Source organism: Streptomyces sp. NPDC001027 (genome assembly GCF_040299045.1).
Classification (GTDB): Bacteria; Actinomycetota; Actinomycetes; order Streptomycetales; family Streptomycetaceae; genus Streptomyces.
The window spans coordinates 1-10,434 of the sequence record NZ_JBEPBI010000263.1 but is presented as its reverse complement, the minus strand read 5'-3'; the positions used below and the strand labels follow the sequence as shown (position 1 = coordinate 10,434).

12 protein-coding genes and 5 tRNA genes are annotated in these 10,434 nt (G+C 70.6%); 4 read left to right on the top strand and 13 right to left on the bottom strand.

Annotated elements, in window-relative coordinates; genetic code table 11:
* Positions 1-78: 78 nt before the first annotated feature.
* The 3 genes from ABT300_RS37165 to ABT300_RS37155 are packed head-to-tail and all read right to left on the bottom strand — an operon-like array spanning position 79 to position 3,145.
* Positions 79-1,236 (bottom strand): D-alanine--D-alanine ligase family protein, encoded by a 1,158-nt coding sequence (locus ABT300_RS37165; RefSeq protein ID WP_351685616.1) that lies wholly within the window; start codon positions 1,234-1,236, stop codon positions 79-81.
* Positions 1,237-1,295: 59 nt separating this feature from the next.
* Positions 1,296-2,306: an NAD(P)H-dependent glycerol-3-phosphate dehydrogenase gene (locus ABT300_RS37160; protein WP_351685613.1), complete on the bottom strand. Its 1,011-nt coding sequence runs from the start codon at positions 2,304-2,306 to the stop codon at positions 1,296-1,298.
* Positions 2,303-3,145 (bottom strand): lysophospholipid acyltransferase family protein, encoded by an 843-nt coding sequence (locus ABT300_RS37155; protein WP_351685610.1) that lies wholly within the window; start codon positions 3,143-3,145, stop codon positions 2,303-2,305. Before ABT300_RS37155 ends, ABT300_RS37160 begins: the two co-directional genes overlap by 4 nt.
* A gap of 163 nt (positions 3,146-3,308) precedes the next feature.
* Between ABT300_RS37155 and cofC the strand changes: the two genes are divergently transcribed.
* Both cofC and ABT300_RS37145 read left to right on the top strand, forming a co-directional pair.
* Positions 3,309-3,947 (top strand): 2-phospho-L-lactate guanylyltransferase, encoded by a 639-nt coding sequence (gene cofC, locus ABT300_RS37150; protein ID WP_351685607.1) that lies wholly within the window; start codon positions 3,309-3,311, stop codon positions 3,945-3,947.
* A 9-nt stretch (positions 3,948-3,956) separates the two neighbouring features.
* Positions 3,957-4,160, top strand: coding sequence for a hypothetical protein (locus ABT300_RS37145; protein ID WP_107441747.1), 204 nt, complete (start codon positions 3,957-3,959; stop codon positions 4,158-4,160).
* 79 nt (positions 4,161-4,239) lie between these two features.
* Here the strand turns inward: ABT300_RS37145 and ABT300_RS37140 are convergent, their stop codons facing one another.
* From ABT300_RS37140 to leuC, 4 genes are all read right to left on the bottom strand, one after another.
* Entirely contained in the window at positions 4,240-4,908 is a 669-nt protein-coding gene (locus ABT300_RS37140) for an HU family DNA-binding protein (protein WP_351685604.1), read from the bottom strand.
* A 138-nt stretch (positions 4,909-5,046) separates the two neighbouring features.
* Positions 5,047-5,277, bottom strand: coding sequence for an SCO5555 family protein (locus ABT300_RS37135; protein ID WP_067257351.1), 231 nt, complete (start codon positions 5,275-5,277; stop codon positions 5,047-5,049).
* Positions 5,278-5,562: 285 nt separating this feature from the next.
* A complete protein-coding gene (gene leuD / locus ABT300_RS37130) occupies positions 5,563-6,156 on the bottom strand; it encodes a 3-isopropylmalate dehydratase small subunit (protein WP_351685601.1) in 594 nt (197 codons plus the stop codon).
* A gap of 6 nt (positions 6,157-6,162) precedes the next feature.
* Positions 6,163-7,593, bottom strand: coding sequence for a 3-isopropylmalate dehydratase large subunit (leuC, locus tag ABT300_RS37125; protein ID WP_351685598.1), 1,431 nt, complete (start codon positions 7,591-7,593; stop codon positions 6,163-6,165).
* 194 nt (positions 7,594-7,787) lie between these two features.
* On the opposite strand from leuC, the gene ndgR reads away from it, so the two are divergent.
* On the top strand, positions 7,788-8,504 hold the full coding sequence (ndgR, locus tag ABT300_RS37120; RefSeq protein ID WP_319281674.1) for an IclR family transcriptional regulator NdgR: 717 nt from the start codon (positions 7,788-7,790) through the stop codon (positions 8,502-8,504).
* Between the two features lie 242 nt (positions 8,505-8,746).
* Here ndgR and ABT300_RS37115 read toward each other — a convergent pair.
* The 6 genes from ABT300_RS37115 to ABT300_RS37090 form a co-directional block, all read right to left on the bottom strand.
* A tRNA-Glu gene (locus ABT300_RS37115) sits at positions 8,747-8,822 on the bottom strand.
* Between the two features lie 43 nt (positions 8,823-8,865).
* Positions 8,866-8,937: transfer RNA gene (locus tag ABT300_RS37110), tRNA-Gln, on the bottom strand.
* Between the two features lie 20 nt (positions 8,938-8,957).
* A tRNA-Glu gene (locus ABT300_RS37105) sits at positions 8,958-9,030 on the bottom strand.
* A 29-nt stretch (positions 9,031-9,059) separates the two neighbouring features.
* Positions 9,060-9,132: transfer RNA gene (locus ABT300_RS37100), tRNA-Glu, on the bottom strand.
* Positions 9,133-9,174: 42 nt separating this feature from the next.
* Positions 9,175-9,246: transfer RNA gene (locus ABT300_RS37095), tRNA-Gln, on the bottom strand.
* Between the two features lie 91 nt (positions 9,247-9,337).
* Positions 9,338-10,072, bottom strand: a complete 735-nt coding sequence (locus tag ABT300_RS37090) for an HAD family hydrolase (protein ID WP_351685595.1) — start codon at positions 10,070-10,072, stop codon at positions 9,338-9,340.
* A 36-nt stretch (positions 10,073-10,108) separates the two neighbouring features.
* Between ABT300_RS37090 and ABT300_RS37085 the strand changes: the two genes are divergently transcribed.
* Positions 10,109-10,393 carry a type II toxin-antitoxin system RelE family toxin gene (locus tag ABT300_RS37085; protein WP_351685592.1) on the top strand — a complete coding sequence of 95 codons (285 nt, stop codon included), beginning with the start codon at positions 10,109-10,111 and terminating at the stop codon, positions 10,391-10,393.
* Positions 10,394-10,434: the final 41 nt, after the last annotated feature.

Here is a 10,434-nt window from a genome sequence, read left to right as displayed (position 1 = left end):
GCAGGTCCACGGGCCTGCGCTGATCCGGCGCCGTCCGACCGGACCGGTCGCACCGGTCCCGCGTCGGTCGGCGCCGGATCAGCGCAGGCCCGTGGACCTGCGCAGAGCCGCCTGGACCAGGCGGTCCACCAGCTCGGGATAGCCGATCCCGGTCTCCTCCCACATCTTGGGGTACATCGAGATCGGCGTGAAGCCGGGCATCGTGTTGATCTCGTTGATGACGAACTCGCCCTCGTCCGTGAGGAAGAAGTCCGCGCGGACCAGGCCCTCGCAGGACGCCGCCTCGAACGCGTCCACCGCGAGGCGACGCACCTCGGCCGTCTCCTCGGGCGTGAGCGGCGCCGGGACGATGCCGGGGGTCGAGTCGATGTACTTGGCGTCGAAGTCGTAGTAGGCGTGGGCGTCCGGCGGCGGGATCTCGGCCGGCACGGACGCGCGCGGGCCGTCCTCGAACTCCAGGACGCCGCACTCGATCTCGCGGCCCCGCAGCGCCGCCTCGACCAGGATCTTCGGGTCGTGGCGCTGGGCCTCGGCGATCGCCTCGTCGAGGCCCGCCAGATCGTCCACCTTGGTGATGCCGATGGACGAGCCCGCGCGCGCGGGCTTCACGAAGAGCGGCCAGCCGTGCTCGCCGGCGAAGTCGACGATCTTCTTGCGGGCGGCCGACTCGTCCTGCGCCCACTCGCGCGGCCGGATCACCGCGTACGGGCCGACCTTGAGCCCGAAGGAGGTGAACACCCGCTTCATGTACTCCTTGTCCTGGCCGACGGCCGAGGCGAGCACCCCCGACCCCACGTACGGGACACCGGAGAGCTCCAGCATGCCCTGCAGCGTGCCGTCCTCCCCGTAGGGGCCGTGCAGCACCGGGAAGACGACGTCGACCTCGCCGAGCGCCTTGGGCACCGATCCGGCCTCGTAGTAGACGACTTCGCGGTTCGCGGGGTCGACGGGGAGCACCACGCCGCCGTCCCGCGACTCGGCGAGTTCGTCGACGTCGGGCGTGCGGCGGTCGGTGATCGCCATGCGCTCGGGCTCGTCGGCGGTGAGGAACCAGCCGCCCTCACGCGTGATGCCGATCGGCAGCACCTCGTACCGCGTCCGGTCGATGGCCCGCAGGACCGCGCCGGCGGTGACCACGGAGATCCCGTGCTCGGAGCTGCGACCGCCGAAGACGACGGCGACCCGCGGCTTGCGAGAGGGCTGCTGAGGGCTCTGGGGGAGGTTCTCGGTGCTCATATCGGCTTGAGAGTACCCGGTGGTAGTGCCGGCAGTCAGCGTCCGCCCGGCGGGTTCGCTCAGCGTCGTTCCGGCTTCGCGCTGCGCGACATCAGCTCCTTGACGGCGACCACCGGAGGCTTGCCCTCGTGCACGATGGCGACGACCGTCTCGGTGATCGGCATGTCGACGCCGTGCCGCCGGGCCAGATCCAGCACCGACTCACAGGACTTGACGCCCTCGGCGGTCTGCCGGGTGACCGCGATGGTCTCCTGCAGCGTCATGCCCTTGCCGAGGTTGGTGCCGAAGGTGTGGTTGCGCGACAGCGGCGAGGAGCAGGTGGCCACCAGGTCGCCGAGCCCGGCGAGTCCGGCGAAGGTCAGGGGGTCCGCGCCCATCGCCAGGCCCAGCCGGGTCGTCTCGGCGAGCCCGCGCGTGATCAGCGAGCCCTTGGCGTTGTCGCCGAGTCCCATGCCGTCCGCGATGCCGACCGCGAGACCGATGACGTTCTTGACGGCGCCGCCCAGTTCGCAGCCCACCACGTCGGTGTTGGTGTACGGGCGGAAGTAGGGGGTGTGGCAGGCGGCCTGCAGACGCCTGGCGACGCCTTCGTCGGTGCAGGCGACGACGGCCGCGGCCGGCCTGCGGGAGGCGATCTCCTTGGCGAGGTTGGGCCCGGTGACGACGGCGATCCGGTCCCGGCCCACCTTGGCGACGTCCTCGATCACCTCGCTCATCCGCATGGTCGTGCCGAGCTCGACGCCCTTCATCAGCGACACCAGGACGGTGTCCGGGGCGAGCAGCCCACTCCAGTCGGCGAGGTTGGCGCGCAGCGTCTGCGAGGGGATGGCGAGGACGGTGAAGTCGGCGCCGCGGGCCGCCTCGGCCGGGTCGGCGGTGGCGCGCAGGTTGCGCGGGAGCTCGATGCCGGGGAGGTAGTCGGGGTTGCTGCGGGTGGAGTTGACCGCGTCGGCGAGCTCGGCGCGGCGCGCCCACAGCGTCACCTCGCAGCCCGCGTCGGCGAGGACGGCGCCGAAGGCGGTCCCCCATGATCCGGTGCCGAAGACGGCCGCCTTCACGGAGTTGCTCACTTGCTGTTCTCCCCCTCGTGACGGGCCTGCACGTGCCCGGTCCCCGCGCGGTCGGCGCGGTCGGTGTGCGGGCCGCCGGCCGCCGCGCCGTTCTCCGCGGCGGCCTCGGCCTGGGTGCGGCGGCGCTGCTCGATGCGCTCCCTGCGCGGGTCGTAGGGCGTCTCGGGCGCCTTCTCGCCGCGGATCTCCTCCAGCAGGCCGGTGACGGCCGCCATGATGACCTCCGTGGCCTCCTTGAGCAGCTCGGGGGTGGTCTCCCTGCCGTAGAACCGTGAGAGGTCCACGGGCGGGCCCGCGAGCACGTGGTGGGTCTTGCGCGGGAAGAGGTCGGGCTTCTTGGCGTACGGGGCCAGCAGTTCGTTGGCGCCCCACTGGGCGACGGGGATCACCGGGCACCTGGTCTGCAGGGCCACGCGCGCGGCGCCGGTCTTGGCGGTCATCGGCCAGCCGTCCGGGTCGCGGGTGAGGGTGCCCTCGGGGTAGAACGCGACGCACTCGCCGCGCTCCACGGCGTCGATGGCGGCCCGGAAGGCGCTCAGCGCGTCCGTGCTCTCGCGGTAGACGGGGATCTGCCCGGTGCCGCGCATCGCGGCTCCGACGAATCCCTCCCGGAAAAGCCCGCTCTTCGCCAGGAATCGCGGCACCCGTCCGGTGTTGTACTGAAAGTGCGCGTACGCGAAGGGGTCGACATGCGAATTGTGGTTCACCGCGGTGATAAATCCACCCTCGGCCGGAATGTGCTCCATTCCACGCCAGTCCCGCTTGATCAGAACCACCAGCCAGGGTTTGCACAGCACCGCGGCGAAGCGGTACCAGAAGCCGATTCTGCGGCGGGGCACGCGAACACCTTCCTCTAGGACTTCCCTGGGCCTGCAGCGGAGCCCGGGGCCGCACAAGTGTCGCTCCGGACCGCGGGTCTGTCGAGAACACCGTACGCCCGCGCGTCCTGCGCACGGACGGGCCGGGTGACAATGACCGCGACAAGAGAGGGGAGGCACGCCGGTGCGGTGGACCTTGGTCATACCCCTGAAGCCCCTGGCGCTGGCCAAGAGCAGGCTCGCCGACACGGCCGCCGACGGTCTGCGCCCGGGCGTCGCCCTGGCCTTCGCCGAGGACACCGTGGCGGCGGCGCTGGCCTCGCCCGCGGTGCGGGATGTGGCCGTGGTCACCGACGACGCCCTGGCCGCGCGCACACTGGCGGCCCTGGGCGCCCGGATCGTCCCGGACGAGCCGGGGGCGGGCCTGAACGCCGCGCTGGCCCACGGAGCGGCCGTCGTGCGGACTCTTCGTCCCGACGCGCCCCTCGCGGCCCTGAACGCCGATCTGCCGTCGCTGCGCGCGCCGGAATTGGCCCGGGTACTGGACGCGGCCGCGGAATTCCCCCGCGCATTCCTTCCGGACGCGGCGGCAATCGGCACCACGCTTCTCGCCGTCGTACCCGGCCGTGCGCTGCGCCCGGCATTCGGCCCGGATTCCCGGGCCCGCCATCGAGCCTCGGGAGCGGTGGAACTCCGTCTCGACGCGGTGGATTCGGTACGCCAGGACGTGGACACCGGCGAGGACCTGCGGGCCGCGCTGGCGCTCGGCGTGGGGCCCCGGACGGCCGCGGCGACCGCGCGCCTGCTGATCCCCGGGCAGTAGGCTGCCGCCATGCAGGCGACCGCATACACGTACGACCCCGACACCCGCAGCGGGCAGGTGCTGCTCGACGACGGCACGCCGGTGCCCTTCGACGCGCCGGCCTTCGACGCCGGCGGGCTGAGGCTGCTGCGGCCCGGACAGCGGGTGCGTATCGAGACGGACGGACCGAAGGAGCGGCCCAGGATCACCCTGGTGACGCTCCAGACCTTCTGAGGCGGGGCAGCCGCCGGACACGCCGCGGGCCGGGCTCCGAGAGGGAGTCCGGCCCGGCGCGTGAGCAGCCCCAGGTGCCCTAGGCCTTGCGGGCGGTGGCCTTTTTGGCGGTGGTCTTGCGTGCGGTGGACTTCCTGGCGGGGGCCTTCTTGGCCGTCGCCTTCTTCGCCGGGGCCTTCTGGGCCGTCGTCTTCTTCGCGGCGGCCGACTTCGCGGTGGTGGTCTTCTTGGCGGCCGCCGTCGTGCTCTTGGCGGCGGTCTTCTTCGCGGTGGTCTTCTTGGCGGTGGCCGTGGTCTTCTTCGCGGCGGCCGTCGTCTTCTTCGCGGGGGCGGCCTTCTTCGCGGCGGCCGAGGCCCTCTTCGCGGGGGCGGCCTTCTTCGCGGCGGCCTTCTTGACCGTCGCGGACGCGCCGCCGGTCAGGCTGCCCTTCGGGGCCTTCTTGACCGAGACCTCGCCGCCGCGCGGGAGCTTCTTCGAGCCGCTCACCAGGTCCTTGAAGCCCTGGCCTGCGCGGAAGCGCGGGACGGAGGTCTTCTTGACCCGAACCCGCTCGCCCGTCTGGGGGTTGCGGGCGTAGCGGGCCGGCCGGTCGACCTTCTCGAACGAACCGAAGCCGGTGACCGAGACCCGGTCGCCGGCGACCGTAGCGCGGACGATGGCGTCCAGGACCGCGTCGACCGCCTCGGCGGCCTGCTGGCGGCCGCCCAGCTTGTCGGCAATCGCTTCTACGAGCTGCGCCTTGTTCACGTCTTCCCCTTCGGAGACATTCGCCAGAACGAAAGTGTTCAAGCTTTTTCGCACGTTAGGCAGATATATACCGCAAATCAAACACGAAACGGGCTAATCACCCTTGTGCCGCAACGAAGTCGGCTGCTCCGGAAGCGATCAGCGCTCCTCTTCGGGCATTCGCCCCTCGTCGAGGTCCGCCATGAACCGCTCCAGACGCCTTGTCGCATCGGCGAGATCGTGCTTGGCCGCGGCCGTGATGACCAGCAGCTTCCGGGTCAGCGCCATCCGTACGCCCTCCGGGACTTGCAGTGCGCGCACTGTTGTGTGCGCTTCCTTGAGCTGGTTCGCGACCGCCGTATAGAGCTCGAGTTGGCCGTCGTGTTCCATGCACAGATTGTGCCATCTGGGGCGAGTTGTCGCCCGCCCAGGGGGCAACTGCCGCCTCGAACGGCCCTCCGCGCCCGTCCGGCGGTCGCGTCCACACACTGCGCGTACCCCGGCAACAACCCCTCTAACGTGGGAAGTTGGCAGAAACGATGAAGGTCTCGGGGGCCGGACGGGCCCAGACACGGCCGTACCCCCGATCGGACCGATCGGGGGTACGGAGGGGGTGTCGCGGTGGCCGAAACTCGACCCGGCCGGGGCCGTCTCGGGCCTGGAGAGGCCTCGGGGTCAGACCTCGATCGTCCTCGGCTTGTACGAGGGCCGCTTGGCCTCGTAGGCGGCGATGTCACCCTCGTTCTGCAGGGTGATGGAGATGTCGTCGAGGCCGTTGAGCAGCCGCCAGCGGGAGTTCTCGTCCAGGTCGAAGGAGGCGGTGATCCCCTCGGCCCGCACCTCGCGGGCCTCGAGGTCGACGGTGATCTCGGCCTGCGGGTCCTGCTCCGTGAGCTCCCACAGCGCGTCGACGATCTTCTGGTCGATCACCACCGTGAGCAGGCCGTTCTTCAGCGAGTTACCGCGGAAGATGTCGGCGAAGCGGGACGAGATCACGGTCTTGAAGCCGTAGTTCTGCAGTGCCCAGACGGCATGCTCGCGGGAGGACCCGGTGCCGAAGTCGGGGCCGGCGACCAGCACGCTCGCGCCCTGCCGCTCGGGCCGGTTGAGGATGAACTCCGCGTCCTTGCGCCAGGCCTCGAACAGCCCGTCCTCGAAGCCGTCCCTGGTGACCTTCTTGAGCCAGTGAGCAGGGATGATCTGGTCGGTGTCGACGTTGGAGCGGCGCAGCGGGACGGCCCGGCCGGTGTGCGAGATGAATGCTTCCATGAGTGATCAGACTCCAGCGGGCGTAGGGGTCTCGGCGTCGGACAGGTCGGCCGGGGAGGCCAGGTGGCCCAGGACGGCCGTCGCGGCCGCGACCTGCGGCGACACCAGGTGCGTCCGACCGCCCTTGCCCTGTCGGCCCTCGAAGTTGCGGTTGGAGGTGGACGCCGAGCGCTCCCCGGGGGCCAGCTGGTCGGGGTTCATCCCGAGGCACATCGAGCAGCCCGCGTGCCGCCATTCGGCGCCGGCCTCCTTGAAGACCAGGTCCAGACCCTCGGAGACGGCCTGCAGACCGACGCGCGCGGAGCCCGGGACGACCAGCATCCGTACGCCGTCGGCGACTTTGCGGCCCTTGACGAGCTCGGCGGCCGCGCGCAGGTCCTCGATGCGGCCGTTGGTGCACGAACCTACGAAGACGGTGTCCACCTTGATGGAGCGCAGCGACTGTCCGGCCTCCAACCCCATGTATTCCAGGGCCTTTTCGGCGGCGAGGCGCTCCGAAGCGTCTTCGTACGAAGCAGGGTCGGGGACGTCGGCCGAAAGCGGCGCGCCCTGGCCGGGGTTGGTGCCCCAGGTGACGAACGGCGACAGCGCGGCGGCCTCGATGACCACCTCGGCGTCGAACTCGGCGTCGTCGTCGGTCCTCAGCGTCTTCCAGTACGCGACGGCCGCGTCCCAGTCCTCGCCCTTGGGGGCGTGCGGGCGGCCCTCGAGGTAGTCGAAGGTGGTCTGGTCGGGCGCGATCATGCCCGCGCGGGCGCCGGCCTCGATCGACATGTTGCAGATGGTCATGCGGGCCTCCATCGAGAGCTTCTCGATGGCGGAGCCGCGGTACTCCAGGACGTAGCCCTGACCGCCGCCGGTGCCGATGCGGGCGATGATCGCCAGGATCAGGTCCTTGGCGGTGACGCCGTCGGGCAGCTCGCCCTCGACGGTGATCGCCATGGTCTTCGGGCGGGCCATCGGCAGGGTCTGGGTGGCCAGCACGTGCTCGACCTGCGAGGTGCCGATGCCGAACGCCAGGCCGCCGAAGGCGCCGTGCGTGGAGGTGTGGGAGTCGCCGCAGACGACCGTCATCCCGGGCTGGGTCAGGCCCAGCTGCGGGCCGACGACGTGCACGACGCCCTGCTCGACGTCGCCCAGCGGGTGCAGCCGGACGCCGAAGTCGGCGCAGTTCTTGCGCAGCGTCTCCAGCTGGGCCCGGGAGACCGGGTCCGCGATCGGCTTGTCGATGTCGAGGGTCGGGGTGTTGTGGTCCTCGGTCGCGATGGTGAGGTCGAGACGGCGCACCGGGCGGCCGTTCTGCCGCAGTCCGTCGAAGGCCTGCGGGCTGGTCACCTCGTGCAGGAGGTGCAGATCGATGAAGAGGAGGTCGGGCTCGCCCTCGGCGCGCCGGACGACGTGGTCGTCCCAGACCTTCTCCGCGAGTGTCCTACCCATCGCTTTCCCTCCGGCCGGCAATGACGCACCGGCCCAACTAGAGATCTTGTGGAGGCGACGCCCACCGGCCCCTGTTTTTCCCCGGGCACCCGCCGCCTGGCCCGTTGGTCCGCGGGCCACCATGCGTCCAAGGGTTGCGCGTCTCACGGAAAAATGAACTTGCGTTTCACAGAGTGAGACGGGAGTATCGTTTCATGGACAACAGTAGCGGCGTCGGCGTCCTGGACAAGGCAGCCCTTGTCCTGAGCGCCCTGGAGTCCGGTCCGGCCACCCTCGCAGGCTTGGTCGCTGCCACCGGACTCGCACGACCCACGGCCCACCGTCTGGCCGTGGCTTTGGAACACCACCGTATGGTCGCGCGCGACATGCAGGGCCGTTTCATTCTCGGCCCCCGACTCGCCGAGCTGGCCGCGGCCGCCGGCGAGGACCGCCTGCTGGCCACCGCCGGCCCGGTGCTCACGCACCTGCGGGACATCACGGGCGAGAGCGCGCAGCTCTACCGCCGCCAGGGCGACATGCGCATCTGCGTGGCCGCGGCGGAGCGCCTGTCCGGTCTTCGGGACACGGTGCCGGTCGGCTCCACGCTCACGATGAAGGCGGGCTCGTCGGCCCAGATCCTGATGGCCTGGGAGGAGCCGGAGCGCCTGCACCGCGGTCTCCAGGGCGCCCGCTTCACGGCGACCGCCCTGTCGGGCGTGCGGCGCCGCGGCTGGGCCCAGTCCATCGGCGAGCGCGAGCCGGGCGTCGCCTCCGTCTCCGCGCCGGTCCGCGGCCCCTCCAACCGCGTGGTGGCCGCCGTCTCCGTCTCGGGCCCCATCGAGCGTCTGACGCGCCACCCGGGCCGTATGCACGCCCAGGCGGTCATCGACGCCGCGGCCCGCCTGTCGGAGGCCCTGCGCCGCAACGGCTGATCCGGTGCGGAAAAGGGCGGCCTCAACGCCGCGGCAGCCCTTTCCCGCAACGGCAGGCCCGCGCGTGCACGGCAGATGTCGAGACGATCCGCCTCGGGGACGACCGGGACGCCGAACTGCTCCTGTCCTGCGCCGGGTTGACGTATGAGGAGGCGCCGGCGCGGCGGTACGGCTTCGAATGAGCGACGCCTCGGCGGCGGGCACACGCACAAGGCCCTCCGCCGAAGCGAAGGGCCTTGAAGTGGTACCCCCGACCGGATTCGAACCGGCGCTACCGCCTTGAGAGGGCGGCGTGCTAGGCCGCTACACAACGGGGGCGAGGATCTTGCGAGCGTTTGAACTGCATCGCCGCAGATCCGAGCTGGTCTACCAGGACTCGAACCTAGACTAACTGAACCAGAATCAGTCGTGCTGCCAATTACACCATAGACCAATGTGGTTTAGACCAGTTTGTACCCCCGACCGGATTCGAACCGGCGCTACCGCCTTGAGAGGGCGGCGTGCTAGGCCGCTACACAACGGGGGCCCTAGCAGTCCCGAGAAGATCGGAACCAGTACCCCCGACCGGATTCGAACCGGCGCTACTGCCTTGAGAGGGCAGCGTGCTAGGCCGCTACACAACGGGGGCTTCGCGGAATCGATCTCCGCATGCGCAGATGAGCTCTGCGAGCTGGCCTACCTGGACTCGAACCAAGACTAACTGAACCAGAATCAGTCGTGCTGCCAATTACACCATAGGCCACTGGAACGCAAGCCCCGGAGGGGATCTTGTTCTAGTTTCGCTCCGTCGGTTCCGGCCTTTCGGCCCGCTCTCCGGCGGCGCAGGAAGAACATTACCCGAAGGTGGACTGCGCTCCAAAACGGGTATCCGCGCCGAGGATCGCCGGGAGTTCGGCGAGGGAGACGATCCGGTGCCGGCCGGCCGGGAGCTCCACGGTCGCCGTGCCGCCGCGACGGTCGATCCACACCGAGAGCAGCCCGGCGTCGGCGGCGCCCTGTCCGTCGATCTCGGGGTGGTCCCCGACGTAGGCCACCTGGTGCGGGGGCAGCGACAGGGCCTCGCAGGCCGCGAGGAAGGCGCCGGCCTCGGGCTTGGAGACGCCGAGCTCGGCGGCGCACAGGACGGCCTCGAAACGGTCGTACACGCCGAGGGCGCGCAGCTTGTGGTCCTGGACGTGGATGCTGGAGTTGGAGAGCACCGCATGGCGGTGGCTGGCGGCGAGCACGTCGAGCACGGGCAGGACGTCCGGGAAGAGCGACCAGGCGGCCTCGTAGTGCGTGATGTACCGCCGGAACCAGGCGTCCGTCTCCGCGTCGGTCAGCTCGGGCCGCTCCAGAAAAGCCCGTACCCGGTCCCGGCGCTGGTCCTCGAAGGTGACGCCGCCCGCGGAGAACCGCGCCCACTGCTGGTCGGTCACCTCCCGCCAGCGCGCGAGGGCCTCCTCCGCCGTGCCGAACCAGTCGAGCAGCCGCTCGGCGGTGAGATACGCCCGCATGCCCTCGCGGTCGGCGGTCGTGTAGTCGAAGAGAGTGTCGTCAACGTCCCAGACCACGGCGCGAATGCTCATGGCTCCGACGGTATCGCGGGCTGGCACACTGAGGACATGAGCGAGTACCGAGTTCAGTTCACCGTCGAGGCCCGGGCGGCGTACGACGGCCTGCCCGGCGAGCGTCGAGCTCAGTTGGACAAGGCCGTGCGGATACTGGCGCGCGATCCGTTCCGCAAGGTCGCGACCGCGCAGCTCGGCCCCGACGAGCACCTGCGCAAGGCGTACGTGGCCCCGGGCGTCATGCTGGAGTACATGGTGGCGGCGGCCGTGCTGGTCGTCGTCGTGCTGGAGATCTTCGACGAGTTCGCCTACCTCGTCGACGAGAGCGACGTCGTCTGAGGTGTGAACGCCCGAGGGGCGGCGCCCGGATCACCGGGCGC